This window comes from Streptomyces sp. NPDC005728, assembly GCF_040630895.1.
Classification (GTDB): Bacteria; Actinomycetota; Actinomycetes; order Streptomycetales; family Streptomycetaceae; genus Streptomyces.
This window is the reverse complement of sequence record NZ_JBEXYL010000061.1, coordinates 17,857-33,047: the sequence shown is the minus strand read 5'-3', so window position 1 is coordinate 33,047 and position 15,191 is coordinate 17,857. Positions and strand designations below refer to the sequence as shown.

At 69.3% G+C, this 15,191-nt stretch carries 12 protein-coding genes; 11 read left to right on the top strand and 1 reads right to left on the bottom strand.

What is annotated here, in order from left to right:
- Positions 1-161: 161 nt before the first annotated feature.
- Positions 162-446 (top strand): hypothetical protein, encoded by a 285-nt coding sequence (locus tag ABZ471_RS32035; RefSeq protein ID WP_359071329.1) that lies wholly within the window; start codon positions 162-164, stop codon positions 444-446.
- 67 nt (positions 447-513) lie between these two features.
- Here ABZ471_RS32035 and ABZ471_RS32030 read toward each other — a convergent pair whose 3' ends face one another.
- Positions 514-1,491 (bottom strand): hypothetical protein, encoded by a 978-nt coding sequence (locus ABZ471_RS32030; protein ID WP_359071327.1) that lies wholly within the window; start codon positions 1,489-1,491, stop codon positions 514-516.
- A 137-nt stretch (positions 1,492-1,628) separates the two neighbouring features.
- Here ABZ471_RS32030 and ABZ471_RS32025 point away from each other — a divergent pair, with 137 nt between their 5' ends.
- The 10 genes from ABZ471_RS32025 (at position 1,629) to ABZ471_RS31980 (ending at position 15,122) form a co-directional block, all read left to right on the top strand.
- Positions 1,629-4,253: a valine--tRNA ligase gene (locus ABZ471_RS32025; protein ID WP_359071326.1), complete on the top strand. Its 2,625-nt coding sequence runs from the start codon at positions 1,629-1,631 to the stop codon at positions 4,251-4,253.
- Positions 4,254-4,465: 212 nt separating this feature from the next.
- Entirely contained in the window at positions 4,466-5,980 is a 1,515-nt protein-coding gene (locus ABZ471_RS32020; protein WP_359071325.1) for a folylpolyglutamate synthase/dihydrofolate synthase family protein, read from the top strand.
- A 9-nt stretch (positions 5,981-5,989) separates the two neighbouring features.
- Positions 5,990-6,349, top strand: coding sequence for a DUF4233 domain-containing protein (locus tag ABZ471_RS32015; RefSeq protein WP_359071323.1), 360 nt, complete (start codon positions 5,990-5,992; stop codon positions 6,347-6,349).
- A 62-nt stretch (positions 6,350-6,411) separates the two neighbouring features.
- Positions 6,412-6,825, top strand: a complete 414-nt coding sequence (gene ndk, locus ABZ471_RS32010) for a nucleoside-diphosphate kinase (RefSeq protein WP_359071321.1) — start codon at positions 6,412-6,414, stop codon at positions 6,823-6,825.
- A gap of 312 nt (positions 6,826-7,137) precedes the next feature.
- Positions 7,138-8,157: a rod shape-determining protein gene (locus ABZ471_RS32005; RefSeq protein ID WP_004931372.1), complete on the top strand. Its 1,020-nt coding sequence runs from the start codon at positions 7,138-7,140 to the stop codon at positions 8,155-8,157.
- 162 nt (positions 8,158-8,319) lie between these two features.
- Positions 8,320-9,261, top strand: coding sequence for a rod shape-determining protein MreC (gene mreC, locus ABZ471_RS32000; RefSeq protein WP_359071319.1), 942 nt, complete (start codon positions 8,320-8,322; stop codon positions 9,259-9,261).
- A 13-nt stretch (positions 9,262-9,274) separates the two neighbouring features.
- On the top strand, positions 9,275-9,952 hold the full coding sequence (gene mreD / locus ABZ471_RS31995) for a rod shape-determining protein MreD (protein ID WP_359071317.1): 678 nt from the start codon (positions 9,275-9,277) through the stop codon (positions 9,950-9,952).
- A 136-nt stretch (positions 9,953-10,088) separates the two neighbouring features.
- Positions 10,089-12,338 carry a penicillin-binding protein 2 gene (gene mrdA / locus ABZ471_RS31990; protein ID WP_359071315.1) on the top strand — a complete coding sequence of 750 codons (2,250 nt, stop codon included), beginning with the start codon at positions 10,089-10,091 and terminating at the stop codon, positions 12,336-12,338.
- Entirely contained in the window at positions 12,335-13,531 is a 1,197-nt protein-coding gene (gene rodA, locus ABZ471_RS31985; protein ID WP_359071313.1) for a rod shape-determining protein RodA, read from the top strand. The genes mrdA and rodA overlap by 4 nt, the downstream gene beginning before the upstream one ends.
- A 91-nt stretch (positions 13,532-13,622) precedes the next feature.
- A complete protein-coding gene (locus tag ABZ471_RS31980) occupies positions 13,623-15,122 on the top strand; it encodes a CYTH and CHAD domain-containing protein (RefSeq protein ID WP_359071311.1) in 1,500 nt (499 codons plus the stop codon).
- Positions 15,123-15,191 lie beyond the last annotated feature (69 nt).

Genomic DNA, 15,191 nt, shown 5'->3' with positions numbered 1-15,191 from the left:
TCTGGAGATCATCGCCGACGAGTTGCATCAGGTCAGGGGTGACCGGATCGAGCCGTCGTTCCGGCGGGAACCGGAGTTCGCCCTGCTCTCATGGGCAAATCCGCCCGACCGAGTCGGACGTTCGTTCGAACATCTGGCTGTGCAAGCGGGAGGACTCCAAAATGACTTCCCAGAGGGCGAAGCGCTTGGCGGCAGCGGCCGGTGTGGTGGTCGCGGCAAGGGCCCTGCCGATCCTCGTGGCCTCACCGGCGAGCGCCACGCAGAGCGCCTGCACCAACTACGTGGCCACCCATGGATACTTGGCCGGCCCGAAGGCGAAGGGGGTCTGTAGCAACGGCGCGATCGACACCGGCGCAGGAAAGATGACCAACCCCGCCTGCGTCGAGGCCCTGGGCAGGGTCGGCGCGAAGGCCGAGGTGTCGCTGCCGGCCTGCAGGCGGGCCTGATCGCACGGCAGAAGGCGGCTCATCGTGATGAGCCGCCTTCTGTGAGGGGGATGCCGGTCCGCGGGCCTCAGGCCTTGACGCGCACGTCGTTGCGGAGCTTGGCGGCGAGGTCGGCCGTGGTGTCGATCGAGCCGCTCTCACCTGCGGCGAGAGCGGCGAAGCTGAAGGCCGAGACGTCGGCAACCGTGCTGTGGTCACCCCAGATGCAGAAGGGCACCTTGATGGTCTTCGCGGCACCGGCGGCCGACGCGGAGGAGTCGGTGTTGTCGATCTGCGCCATCTGGCACTTCATGATGCCGTCGAAGCCCGAGGGGTGGACCGTCTCCGGGCTGCCCAGGAGCTTGCCCTTGGTCGAGTCCCCGCTCTGGTCCTTCTCCGATTCCGACTTGACCTTGGCGAATGCGGCGTCCACCACGGCCTCGGGATTGTCGATGGTGCCGTAGACGCCGCTGAAGGACAGGCCCTTGGCGGTCAGACCGGTCCCGTTCTCGTACGAGGCGCCGGCGTGCTGGGGGTTCTTCACGCCCCACTTCTTGAAGTCGGCCAGGTCACCGTCGCTCATCGAGTCGTCGGAACCACTGTTGGACGACTTCTTGTACGTACCGTTGATCACGTTCGCCGGCGTCGTCAGCTTGTGCGGGCCGTCGTCCGCGACATCACTGCTGCCGCTGCCGCCCGCGAGGACGAAGTACGCGCCCACCGCGATCGCCGCGACGACCGCCACCGCCCCGATGACCAGGCCCGTCTTCTTCTTCCCGCCGGCCGGGGCCGGGGGCTGCGGAACGGCGTACGGGGCCTGGCCGTAGGGCTGCTGCTGGCCGTACGGGTTCGGCTGCGGCGGCACACCCTGCTGCGGCGCGCCCTGCTGCGGGTAGCCGTATCCGGGCTGCGGGGCCGGAGGGGCCTGCTGGGGGTAGCCGTAGCCGGGCTGGGGTGCCTGCGGCTGCTGCTGGCCGTAGGGGCCCGGCTGGCCGTACGGACCAGGCTGCCCCGGCTGGCCGTAGGGCGGCTGCTGGCCGTACGGGCCCGGCTGGTTGTTGCTCATTCCTGGGTTCCCCTCCAGATGCTTATGTGTTCCTGACATCCTGGCCCAGGCCCAGGAACCACACGGCACCGGGGGCCGCACCGTTACAGAACAAACGCGTTTCGGGACCACCCCGTGACACCTCTAAACTGACCCCCGTGACCGAAAACGCTCAGCAGCAGCCACCCGCGCCCGACACCGAACTGCCGACCCAGTACGCGCCGGCCGATGTAGAGGGGCCGCTGTACGAGCGCTGGGTAGAGCGCGGTTACTTCGAGGCGGACGCGAAGAGCGACAAGACGCCGTACACCGTCGTCATCCCGCCGCCGAACGTCACGGGCAGCCTCCACCTGGGCCACGCCTTCGAGCACACCCTCATCGACGCGCTGACCCGTCGTAAGCGCATGCAGGGCTTCGAGACGCTGTGGCAGCCCGGCATGGACCACGCCGGTATCGCCACGCAGAACGTCGTCGAGCGGGAGCTGGGCAAGGAGGGCAAGTCCCGGCACGACCTCGGCCGTGAGGCCTTCGTCGAGCGTGTCTGGCAGTGGAAGGCCGAGTCCGGTGGGCAGATCTCCGGGCAGATGCGCCGCCTGGGTGACGGAGTCGCCTGGTCCCGCGAGCGGTTCACGATGGACGAGGGCCTGTCCCAGGCCGTCCAGACCATCTTCAAGCGGCTGTACGACGACGAGCTGATCTACCGCGCCGAGCGCATCATCAACTGGTGCCCCCGCTGTCTGACGGCGATCTCGGACATCGAGGTCGAGTACCAGGACGACGACGGCGAGCTGGTCTCCATGAAGTACGGGGACGGGGACGAGACGATCGTCGTCGCCACCACCCGTGCCGAGACCATGCTCGGTGACACCGCCGTCGCCGTTCACCCCGAGGACGAGCGCTACAAGCACCTCGTCGGCAAGCTCATCAGGCTTCCGCTGACCGACCGCTCCATCCCGGTCGTCGCCGACACGCACGTCGACCCCGAGTTCGGCACCGGCGCCGTCAAGGTCACCCCGGCCCACGACCCGAACGACTTCGAGATCGGCCAGCGGCACGACCTGCCGGCCATCACGATCATGGACGAGCACGCCGTCATCACCGCCCACGGCCCCTTCCAGGGCCTGGACCGGCTCGAGGCCCGCTCCGCCATCGTCGCCGCGCTGCGCGCCGAGGGCCGGATCGTCGCCGAGAAGCGGCCGTACGTCCACAGCGTCGGCCACTGCTCGCGCTGCAAGACCACCATCGAGCCGCGCCTGTCCATGCAGTGGTGGGTCAAGGTCGGCCCGCTGGCGAAGGCCGCCGGTGACGCCGTCCGCGAGGGCAAGGTCAAGATCCATCCGCAGGAGATGGAGAAGCGGTACTTCGACTGGGTCGACAACCTGCACGACTGGTGTATTTCACGGCAGTTGTGGTGGGGTCACCGGATCCCGGTCTGGTACGGCCCGGAGGGTGAAGTCGTCTGCGTCGGCCCCGACGAGGAGCCGCCGTCCGGCGAGGGCTGGCACCAGGACACCGACGTCCTCGACACCTGGTTCTCCTCCGGCCTGTGGCCCTTCTCCACCCTCGGCTGGCCCGAACAGACCGAGTCGCTCGCGAAGTTCTACCCGAACTCCGTCCTGGTCACCGGCTACGACATCCTCTTCTTCTGGGTCGCCCGGATGATGATGTTCGGCCTGTACGCGATGGACGGCACCCCGCCGTTCCACACCATCGCCCTGCACGGCATGGTCCGCGACCAGTTCGGCAAGAAGATGTCGAAGTCCTTCGGCAACGCGGTCAACCCGCTGGACTGGATGGACAAGTACGGCTCCGACGCGCTCCGGTTCACCCTGGCCCGTGGCGCCAACCCCGGTGTCGACGTCCCGATCGGCGAGGACTGGGTCCAGGGCTCCCGCAACTTCGCCAACAAGATCTGGAACGCGACGCGCTTCGCGCTGATGAACGGCGCGACGGTGGACGGCCCGCTGCCCGAGCCGTCGGCGATGGCGGCGACGGACCGCTGGATCCTGTCCCGCCTCAACTCCGTCATCGCCGAGGTCGACGCGTACTACGACGACTTCCAGTTCGCCAAGCTGTCCGACGCCCTCTTCCACTTCGCGTGGGACGAGGTCTTCGACTGGTACGTCGAGCTGTCCAAGACGACGTTCCAGGCGGGCGGCGCGGCGGCCGAGGTCAGCAAGAGGGTCCTGGGCGAGGTCCTCGAGGTCACCCTCAAGCTGCTGCACCCGGTGGTCCCGTTCGTCACGGAGACCCTGTGGACCACCCTTACGGGCGGTGAGTCGGTCGTCATCGCGGACTGGCCGACCGACAGCGGCTTCCGTGACACGGCCGCCGAGCGGGAGATCGAGACCCTCCAGGCCGTCATCACCGAGGTCCGCCGCTTCCGCGCCGACCAGGGTCTGCAGCCGGGCCAGCGCGTCCCGGCCCGCCTGACGCTGGACGGTACGGCGCTGGCGCCCCACGAGGCGGCCATCCGTCAGCTCCTGCGCCTCCAGCCGGAGGGCGAGGCCTTCACGGCCACGGCCACCCTCCCGGTCTCGGGCGCCGAGGTCGCCCTCGACCTCTCCGGCACGATCGACGTCGCCGCCGAGCGCAAGCGCCTCGCCAAGGACCTGGCCGCCGCCGAGAAGGAGAAGGCCCAGGCCACGGCCAAGCTCGGCAACGAGGCGTTCCTGGCGAAGGCCCCGGACAACGTGGTCGACAAGATCCGCACCCGCCTGTCCAAGGCGGACGAGGACATCGCCCGCATCCAGTCCCAGCTGGACAGGCTCCCGCCGGCGTAGGGATTCGTACGAAGGTGAAGGGCCCCCGGTGCTGATGCAGCGCCGGGGGCCCTTCACCTACCTAGGGGCGCGGGGCTGTATCGATATGCGGCTCCGCCGCGTGGGCGCGAGCGGCCGCCGGCGACCCGCACCCGAACGACATGCGAAACCACCCCGAACCGGCCAAAAGAGCCACCGCACCCTTTGTCACTCCGGCTCCGTAGACTGGTCTCGTGAGCGAAGCGCCCGGCACCAGTGACACGCCCGACCCCCTCGACGCCTTCGAAGAGATCATCGCCGAAGAGACCGACCGCGACCCCGACCTCGCGGTGATCGAGGCCGGCAGCCGTACCCTGCGCACCCAGGGGGGCCGGCCGCAGGCCGACGTACCCGCGCGGCCGGAGGACCCCGAGGTCGACAAGGCCCTGCGCGAGGTCGAGACGGAGCTGGCCACCCGCTGGGGCGAGACCAAGTTGGAGCCCTCCGTCAGCCGGATCGCCGCGCTGATGGACGTGCTGGGCGAGCCGCAGCGGTCGTACCCCTCGATCCACATCACGGGGACGAACGGCAAGACCTCCACCGCCCGCATGATCGAGGCCCTGCTCGGCGCCTTCGAGCTGCGCACCGGCCGGTACACCAGCCCGCACGTGCAGTCGATCACCGAGCGGATCAGCCTGGACGGCGCCCCGATCTCCGCCGAGCGGTTCGTCGAGACGTATCAGGACATCAAGCCGTACATCGAGATGGTGGACGCCTCGCAGGAGTACCGGCTGTCCTTCTTCGAGGTCCTCACCGGCATGGCGTACGCCGCGTTCGCGGATGCGCCGGTGGACGTCGCCGTCGTCGAGGTCGGCATGGGCGGCAGCTGGGACGCGACGAACGTGATCGACGGCGACGTCGCCGTGATCACCCCCATCGGCCTCGACCACACCGACCGGCTGGGCGAGACGCCGGGCGAGATCGCCGGTGAGAAGGGCGGCGTCATCAAGCAGGACGCGACCGTGATCCTGGCGCAGCAGCCGGTGGACGCGGCGCAGGTGCTACTGAAGAAGGCCGTCGAGGTCGACGCCACCGTGGCCCGGGAGGGGCTGGAGTTCGGGGTCGTCTCCCGGCAGGTCGCGGTCGGCGGACAGGTCCTCACCCTGCGCGGTCTCGGCGGCGAGTACCCCGAGGTGTACCTGCCCCTGCACGGCGCCCACCAGGCGCACAACGCGGCCGTGGCGCTCGCCGCCGTCGAGGCGTTCTTCGGCGTCGGCGCGCTGCGCGCGGAGCCGCTGGACATCGACACCGTGCGCAAGGCCTTCGCGGCCGTGACCTCGCCGGGACGGCTGGAGGTCGTACGGCGGTCTCCGACGGTCGTGCTGGACGCCGCCCACAACCCGGCGGGCGCCGAGGCCACCGCCGAGGCCGTGCGCGAGGCGTTCGACTTCAGCCGGCTCATCGGTGTGGTCGGGGCGAGCGCCGACAAGAACGTACGGGGGCTGCTGGAGGCCTTCGAGCCGATCTTCGCCGAGGTCGTCGTCACGCAGAACTCCACGCATCGCGCCATGGATGCGGACGAACTGGCGGCGATCGCCGTCGAGGTGTTCGGCGAGGAGCGGGTCCAGGTCGAGCCGGAGCTGCCGGAGGCGCTGGAGGCCGCGATCACGCTGGCCGAGGAGGAAGGCGAGTTCACCGGCGGCGGCGTACTGGTCACCGGGTCGGTCATCACGGTGGGCGAGGCCCGCCTGTTGCTGGGGAAGGGCTGAGTTTCCGTCGTGCGCACGCTCTGTTCGTCAACGCTGATCGGCGAGTTCTTCATCATCGGGTTCGCCGGCCTCGTGGCCATGAAGGACCCGGACCTGTCCACCACGACGGTGTGGCTGGTCAGCGGCATCGCCATGGTCCTGTGCGTGCTGCTGTGCGGCATGGTGACCCGGCCGGGCGGCGTCGCCCTCGGCTGGGCGCTCCAGCTCACACTGATCGCGTCCGGCGTCTTCGTCCCGACCATGTACTTCATGGGCGCGGTCTTCGCCGCCCTGTGGTGGGCGTCGGTGCACTTCGGGCGGAAGGTCGACGAGGCCAAGGCCCGCTTCGCGGCGCAGTCGGACTCCTCCTCTACACCTGACGCTGCGTAACAGCGCCGCGGACACGCCCTGTAACCTCGTCCCACCGCACATGCCAGTCGTAAGGAGCCCCCGTGACTCAGCGCACCCTCGTCCTGCTCAAGCCCGATGCCGTTCGTCGGGGCCTGACCGGCGAGATCATCAGCCGTATCGAGCGCAAGGCCGGCTGGCAGATCACCGCGCTGGAGCTGCGCACCCTGGACCGCGGCACGCTGGAGCAGCACTACGGCGAGCACGTCGGCAAGCCGTTCTACGAGCCGCTGGTGGAGTTCATGGCCTCCGGTCCGGTCGTCGCGCTGATCGTCGAGGGTGAGCGGGTCATCGAGGGGCTGCGCGCGCTCGCCGGTCCGACCGACCCGATCGCGGCCGCCCCCGGCTCCATCCGGGGCGACTACGGCGTCATCGTCCGCGAGAACCTGATCCACGCGTCCGACTCGGAGGAGTCCGCCGAACGCGAGGTGAAGATCTTCTTCCCCGGGCGCGCCTGAGCGACCACCTGGCGGATTTTCCGCGAATTTTTCTGAGGGGGCGTCAGCTCCGCTCGGAGTCCTGACCAGGGACGGCCGTACGTTTTCGGCCGTCCCTTGGCATATGCGTTGCCGATCGGGGGAACGTGTGCCTCCGATGGGCCGTCTCCACAAGCGAGGCGATGCGCCATCTGCTGACAATGGCGAAGACCCTCGCGCAGTGTTCGTGCAGGCGCGTTTACGATGGAAGCCTTCACGTCACAGCACCCGCCTCGCCGACCTGAAATGCCCTCAAAGCTTCGGAAGGCCAGATGAATCCGGATGGGGAACTCAATGTCGTTCATCGGCCGTGACATGGCTGTCGACCTCGGGACCGCCAACACGCTGGTGTACGTCAGGGGTCGCGGAATCGTACTCAACGAGCCGTCCGTCGTCGCGATCAACACCAACACCGGCGGCATCCTCGCGGTCGGTGCCGAAGCCAAGAAGATGATCGGCCGGACGCCCGGGAACATCGTCGCCGTGCGACCGCTGAAGGACGGCGTGATCGCCGACTTCGAGATCACCGAGCGGATGCTCCGCTACTTCATCCTGAAGATCCACAAGCGGCGGTATCTCGCCCGGCCGCGGGTCGTCGTCTGTGTGCCCTCGGGCATCACCGGCGTCGAGCGCCGCGCCGTCATCGAGGCGTCCTCCCAGGCCGGCGCCCGCCAGGTGCACATCATCGAGGAGCCCATGGCCGCGGCCATCGGCTCGGGCCTGCCGGTCCACGAGGCCACCGGCAACATGGTGGTGGACATCGGCGGCGGCACCACGGAGGTCGCGGTCATCTCGCTCGGCGGCATCGTCACCGCCCAGTCCATCCGTGTCGCGGGCGACGAACTGGACAACGCGATCATCCAGCACATCAAGAAGGAGTACAGCCTTCTGCTGGGTGAGCGGACGGCCGAGCAGATCAAGATCACGATCGGCTCGGCGTACGACCTCGACGCCGACGAGCACACCGAGATCCGCGGCCGGGACCTGGTCTCCGGACTGCCGAAGACCGTCGTCATCTCGGCCGCCGAGGTCCGCAAGGCGATCGAGGAGCCGGTCAACGCGATCGTCGACGCCGTCAAGACGACCCTCGACAAGTGCCCGCCGGAGCTGTCCGGCGACATCATGGACAGGGGAATCGTTCTGACCGGCGGCGGAGCGCTGCTGCGCGGTCTGGACGAGCGGCTGCGACGGGAGACCGGCATGCCGATCCACATCGCCGAGGACCCGCTGGACAGCGTGGCGCTCGGCTCCGGCAAGTGCGTCGAGGAGTTCGAGGCGCTCCAGCAGGTCCTGGACGCCCAGCCCCGCAGATGACGAACTCTTCGATTCCGCCGTACGAGATGATCTCCCCTCGTACGGCGGATCGTTGATATAGAGGCATAAGCTCCCACAAATGGACCCCTTGGGTCTGCGCTTCGCGAGGGGCGCCTTGAGGGGTTCCCGAATTCCTACTGAGGAAGGGCACGGCCGCCGCACGTGAGGGACACGAAAGAGAGCCGGCTGCTCCTGGTCCTGCTGGTCGCCATCGCATTCGCGCTGATCACGGTGGACATCCGCGGCGGCCGGAACTCGCCGGTCGAGGGTGCCCGGCAAGCCGCGGCCACGGTGTTCGGCCCGATCGAGAACGGGCTGTCCTCGGCGGTCGACCCGGTCGGCAACGCCGTCTCCGCCGTCCGTGACTCCAGCAGCCGCCACGACCGGCTCGCGATGCTGGAGAAGGAGAACGCGGCCCTCAAGGCGAAGCTCGGCAGCGACGACCGCAACCGCAGCCGCCTCAAGCAGCTCGACAAGATGCTGAAGATCGCCGGCGAGGGCCAGTACGGGATCAAGGGCGCCCAGGTCATCGCCATAGGGTCGGCACAGGGCTTCTCCTGGACCATCACCATCGACATCGGCGCGAACGACGGCGTCAAGCGCGACATGACCGTACTGAACGGTGACGGGCTCGTCGGCCGGGTCACCACCGTCGGCCCCGGCACCTCCACCGTGCTGCTCGCCAACGACCCCGACTTCACCGTCGGCACCCGCATGGAGGCCGGCGACGAACTCGGCTTCGCCTCCGGCCAGGGCGACCGCCCGCTGCGGGTGGAACTGCTCAACGGCAAGGCCGAGGTGAAGAAGGGCGACCGGCTCGTCACCTTCGGCTCCCAGGCCGACAGGCCGTTCGTGCCGGGTGTCCCGGTCGGCGTCGTCTCCCGCGTCGACCCCTCCGGCGGCGGCCTCACCCGCACCCTCTACGTCACGCCGTACGTCAGCTTCACCCAACTCGACATCGTCGGCGTGGTCGTCGAAGCACCGAAGAGCGACCCGCGCGACGAGGTCCTGCCGGCCAAGCCCAAGCCGGTCCCGACACCGACGGTGACCGTCACGGTCACACCGTCCGCCGACGCGAACGCCACCGACGAGCAGCAGCAGTAGGAGCTGAATCCCCATGCGTTTCAACCGGATCCTGCTCTCCAGTGCGCTGGTGGTCGTCGCCCTGGTGATCCAGGTGAGCGTCCTCGCCCGGCTGCACCTTCCGGGCGCCGTCCCCGACCTGCTGCTGCTCACCGTCCTCGGACTCGCCATGGTCTACGGCCACGTGGGCGGCGCCCTCGTCGGCTTCGGCGCCGGCCTGCTCGCCGACCTCGCCCCGCCCGCCGACCACGCGGCCGGCCGCTACGCCCTCGTGCTGTGCGTCATCGGCTACGCCGCCGGACTCATCAAGCCGGAGAACGGCCGCCTGAAGTCGGCGACCGGCCCGATGGCCGTCGTGGTCGCCGCCGCGGTCGGCTCCACCCTGCTGTACGCGAGCGTCGGCGCCCTGGTCGGTGACACCGCCGCCCGCCATGTCGGCCTGACCGGGCTGCTGTTCTCGGCCGCCCTGTACGACCTGCTGCTCGCGCCGTTCGTGGTCCCCGGGATCATGTGGCTGGCCCGCCGCTCCGACAACGACCCGCTCGCCGAGGCCGGCCCCACCGCCAAGGCCGGCGACATCTCCTCCGGCTGGCTCTCCTCGGGCACCGGCCTGCGGATCGGCAGCCAGCGCGGCGGCTTCGGCGGGCTCAAGGCCAAGGCCCGCACCCGCTCGACCCGGGTCGGCCGCATCAAGGGGGTCAAGCGTCTGTGAGCACACGGGAGTTGCTCGGGGGCACGCACAGCTTCGTCGTATATGACACGTACACGTACTGAGAGGGGGAGACAGCCGCAGTGACCGATGCCCGCCCGTCTCCCACCACCACCCTTCCAAGGAATGGGCTTCGCCCATGACCAATATTCCCGAGACCGGACGGACCCCACGCGTCCAGACCCGGCTCGTAGTGATCCAGATCCTCGTCCTCTCCCTCCTGGGCACCCTCGGCGGCCGCCTGTGGTACCTCCAGATCCGCGAGGGCGCCGAGTACCAGAAGGAGGCTTCCGGCAACCACGTCCAGCAGGTCGTCGACCCCGCGGTGCGCGGTGACATCCTGGACGCCCGGGGCGTGCCGCTCGCCGACAACGAGACCCGCCTGGTCGTCTCCGCCTCCCGCACCGACCTGCTGAAGCAGAAGGACGACGGCAAGGCCGTCCTCGCCAAGCTGTCCGGCGTCCTCGGCATGAAGCCCGCGGAGGTCATGCAGAAGGTCCGGCTGTGCGACGCGAAGACCCCTCAACCCTGCTGGAACGGCTCGCCGTACCAGCCGATCCCGATCACCGACGAGGCAACGCCCAAGCAGGCCCTGCAGATCCGCGAGCGCGCCGAGGACTTCCCCGGCATCACCGCCGAGCCGGAGGCCGTGCGCCGCTACGCGGGCCCGGGCAAGTCCAACACCGCCCAGGTCCTCGGCTACCTCTCGCCGGTCACCGACAACGAGATCCAGCAGGCCAAGGACACCGACTCGCCCTACCTGCGCTCCGACATGGTCGGCCGCTCGGGACTGGAGCGCCAGTACGACAAGGTGCTGCGCGGCAAGGCCGGCGTCACTCGCTACGAGGTGGACAACCTCGGCCGGGTCATCGGCAAGGCCAAGTCGGATGCCGCCGAGTCCGGCTCCAACCTGGTCACCAGCATCGACTCCCGGGTCCAGCGGGTCGCCGAGTACGAGCTGAACAAGGCCATGAAGAAGGCCCGCGAGCAGTTCGACAAGATCACCGGCGAGAACTACAAGGCCGACTCCGGTGCCGTCGTGGTGATGGAGGCCAAGACCGGCCGGATCGTCGCCATGGCCTCCGCCCCGACCTACGACCCGAACGTCTGGGTGGGCGGCATCTCCGCCAAGGACTACAAGACGCTCACCGGCAAGAACAGCGACTACCCGCTGCTCAACAGGGCCATACAGGGTCAGGCCGCGCCCGGTTCGACGTTCAAGGTGGTCTCCACGGCCGCCGCGGTCCAGGCCGGCTACGCGTGGGACGGCGGCTATCCGTGCACCAGCTCCTACTCCGTCGGCGGCCAGGTCTTCAAGAACTTCGAGGGGGAGAGCTTCGGCCCGATCTCGCTCGGCCGGGCGCTGGAGGTCTCCTGCGACACCGTCTTCTACGGCCTCGCGGACCGGGAGTGGAAGAAGGACGGCGGCATCAACCCCAAGAAGGGCGAGCCCAAGGACTACTTCTTCAAGACCGCCCACCAGTTCGGCCTCGGCAAGGAGACCGGCGTCGACCTGCCCAACGAGGTCACCGGCCGCGTCCCCGACCGCCAGTGGAAGCTCGACTACTGGAAGGCCAACAAGGACGCCTGGTGCAAGTCCGGTAAGAAGGACGGCTCCTACGTCGAGAAGATCGCGTACGAGAACTGCCTCGAGGGCAACAAGATGCGCGAGGGTGACGAGATCAACTACTCCATCGGCCAGGGCGACACCCTCGTCACGCCGATCCAGGAGGCCGTGATCTACGGAGCCGTCGCCAACGGCGGCACCATGTACGAGCCGACCATCGGCAAGGCGGTCGTCAGCGCCGACGGCAGGGCCGTGCAGGAGATCAAACCGAGGAAGAGCGGCAGGCTGCCGGTCAGCCGGGCCACCCTCAGGGGCATGAACGACGCCTTCGCGGGCGTCATCACCCGCGGTACCGCCGCCTGGAAGTTCGGCGGCTGGCCGCAGGACAAGATCGCGCTGCACGCCAAGACCGGTACCGCGGAGGTCTACGGCAAGCAGACCACGTCCTGGCTGGCCACCTACTCCAAGGACTACACGGTGATCATGACGATCGCCCAGGCCGGTACGGGTTCCGGAGCCTCCGGTGAGGCCGTGCGCAACATCTACAGCGCGCTCTACGGCGTTCAGGGCGACGGCTCCATCGACAACAAGAAGGCGCTGCTGCCGCAGCCGCAGAAGAGCCTGCCGAAGGTCCGCACGGACGGCACGATCGCCGCACCGAAGATCAAGGGAGACCCGGCCAAGGACGCCGAGGCCTCCCAGAAGGACAACCCCACCAACGGGGACGACCAGCAGGCCGCCACCTCACCCTCGCCCAGCACGGGCAACAGCAACACCCGCAGGCGGCCGCGCCGGAGGGGAAGCCGGAGGACGCTCACATGACCGGCAACAGCTTCTCCGTCTCCGGGTACGGCCCCGAGCGGGCCGGCTGGACCAGGATCTTCGCCCGCGACTCGCTGGCCCGTCGGCTCGACCTGCCGATGCTGTTCGCGGCCACCGCGCTGTCGCTGATCGGCTCCCTGCTGGTGTACTCGGCGACCCGCAACCGCACCGAGATCAACCAGGGCGACCCGTACTACTTCCTGCTCCGGCACCTGATGAACCTCGGCATCGGCCTCGCGCTGATGGTCGGCACGCTCTGGCTCGGCCACCGGGCCCTGCGCAACGCCGTGCCGATCCTCTACGGCACCTCGCTGCTCGGGGTGCTGCTGGTGCTCACCCCGCTCGGCGCCACCATCAACGGCAGCCGCAACTGGATCGTCTTCGGCGGCGGCTTCTCGCTCCAGCCCGCCGAGTTCGTGAAGATCACGATCATCCTGGGCATGGCGATGATACTGGCGGCCCGGGTCGACGCCGGTGACAAGCCGTACCCCGACCACCGCACGGTCCTGCAGTCGCTGGGCCTGGCCACCGTGCCGATCCTGATCGTGCTGCTGATGCCCGACCTCGGGACGGTCCTGGCCATGGTGGCGATCATCCTGGGCGTGCTCCTCGCCTCCGGCGCCTCCAACCGCTGGATCTTCGGCCTGCTCGCCGCCGGCGTGAGCGGCTGCATCGCCATCTGGCAGCTGCACATCCTGGACGAGTACCAGATCAACCGCTTCGCCGCCTTCGCCAACCCCGACCTCGACCCGGCCGGCGTCGGCTACAACACCAACCAGGCCCGCATCGCGATCGGCTCCGGCGGGCTGACCGGCGCGGGCCTGTTCCACGGCTCGCAGACCACCGGCCAGTTCGTGCCCGAGCAGCAGACGGACTTCGTCTTCACGGTCGCGGGGGAGGAACTGGGCTTCGTCGGAGCGGGCCTGATCATCCTCCTGCTCGGCGTGATCCTGTGGCGCGCCTGCCGCATCGCCCGCGACTCGACCGAGCTGTACGGCACGATCGTCGCCGCCGGCATCGTCGCCTGGTTCGCCTTCCAGGCGTTCGAGAACATCGGTATGACGCTGGGCATCATGCCGGTCACCGGCCTGCCCCTGCCGTTCGTGTCGTACGGCGGATCGTCGATGTTCGCGGTGTGGGTGGCGGTGGGACTGCTCCAGTCGATCAAGGTGCAGAGACCCATGTCCGCGTAAGGGCGTTCACCGGGGGAATGAGGGGAGTTTTCCTGCCATTCACCTGGGATGCCCCCTGCCTTCCCGGCTCGACTGCCACTAGATTCGGTTCATGGCGGATACGAAGCGCGAGATCGAGCGCAAGTACGAGTCCGAGGACAGCGGGCTGCCCGACCTGACCGGCGTCGGCGCGGTGGCGGACGTCCTCGACAAGGGCCTCGTCGAACTGGACGCCACCTACTACGACACGGCCGACCAGCGCCTGGCCGCCGCCTCCCTCACCCTGCGCCGCCGAACCGGAGGCTCGGACGCCGGCTGGCACCTGAAATTCCCCGTCGCCCCCGGAGTCCGCGACGAGATCAGGGCACCGCTGTCCGACTCCGTACCCGACGAGATCGCCGCGCTGGTCCGCTCCCGGGTCCGCTGCGCCGAGCTGATCCCGGTCGTCAGGCTCCGCTCCGCCCGCGACGTGCGCCACCTCGTGGACATCGACGGCGGGCTGCTGGCCGAGGCGAGCGTCGACACCGTGACCGCCGAACTGCTCATCGGCAAGGGCGGGAGCACCCAGTGGACCGAGATCGAGGTGGAGCTGGCGGACGACGGCGACCCGGCCTTCCTCGACCGGGTGGACAAGCGCCTGCGCAAGGCGGGTGTACGGCCGTCGGCCTCGGAGTCCAAGGTGGCCCGGGCCCTGGAGCAGACCGGCGGCCGGCGGCCCGACTCCGGGCGCCGGGCCAAGCCCGTGACCGCAGGCGACCATGTCCTCGCCTACGTGCGCGAACAGCGCGAGGCGATGCTCGCGTACGACCCGGGCGTCCGCCGGGACGTGCCCGACTCCGTCCACCAGATGCGGGTGGCCACCCGCCGTATGCGCAGCACCTTCCGCACCTTCGGCACGGTCCTCGACCCCGCCGTCACCACCCCGATCGCGGCCGAGCTGAAGTGGCTGGCGGGCGAGCTGGGCGCCGACCGGGACCAGGAGGTCCTGGCCGAGCGCCTGACGACCGTCCTCGGCGGTCTCCCGCCCGCCCTGGTCTCCGGGCCCGTGCACCAACGGCTCGACAGCTGGGCGAGCGCCCGGCACGGCAGCACCCGCGGCCACCTCATCGCCATCCTGGACTCCGCCCGCTACCTGGCCCTGCTCGACAGTCTGGACGCCCTGCTCGCCGACCCGCCGCTCCGCAAGAGCGCGGCCCAGAAGCCGGAGAAAGTGCTCGCCAAGGCCGTACGCAAGGACTTCGCGAAGGTCATCGGTCTGGTCACCCAGGCACTGGACGATCCGCCCGGCGAGGAGCGCGACGTGGCCATCCACGAGGCCCGCAAGAAGGCCAAGCGCACCCGGTACGCGGCCGAGGCGGCCATCCCCGCCCTCGGCGGCCCCGCCCGCTCCCTGGCCAAGTCCACGAAGTCCCTGACCAGCCTGCTCGGCGAACACCAGGACAGCGTCATGGCCCGCCACACCCTGCGCGAGCTGTCCGCGGTGGCGCACGCGGCAGGGGAGAGCGCGTTCACGTACGGGCTGCTGTACGGCAGGGAGGAGGCACGGGCGGCGGCCGTGGAGGCGGACCTGCCGGGCCTGTGGAAGGAGATCCGGACCGGGATGTCGGTCTGATCGTGCGGGGGAGTCCTCCGGGCGGGTTACGCTTGGTGGTCACCCCTGTCAGCTCACAAAGGTTCCCCC

Coding starts and splice junctions, on each gene's coding strand:
- ABZ471_RS32035 (WP_359071329.1), top strand. CDS start 162: ATGACTTCCCAGAGGGCGAAGCGCTTGGCGGCAGCGGCCGGTGTGGTG.
- ABZ471_RS32030 (WP_359071327.1), bottom strand. CDS start 1,491: ATGAGCAACAACCAGCCGGGCCCGTACGGCCAGCAGCCGCCCTACGGC.
- ABZ471_RS32005 (WP_004931372.1), top strand. CDS start 7,138: ATGTCGTTCATCGGCCGTGACATGGCTGTCGACCTCGGGACCGCCAAC.
- mreD (WP_359071317.1), top strand. CDS start 9,275: ATGCGTTTCAACCGGATCCTGCTCTCCAGTGCGCTGGTGGTCGTCGCC.
- mrdA (WP_359071315.1), top strand. CDS start 10,089: ATGACCAATATTCCCGAGACCGGACGGACCCCACGCGTCCAGACCCGG.
- rodA (WP_359071313.1), top strand. CDS start 12,335: ATGACCGGCAACAGCTTCTCCGTCTCCGGGTACGGCCCCGAGCGGGCC.
- ABZ471_RS31980 (WP_359071311.1), top strand. CDS start 13,623: ATGGCGGATACGAAGCGCGAGATCGAGCGCAAGTACGAGTCCGAGGAC.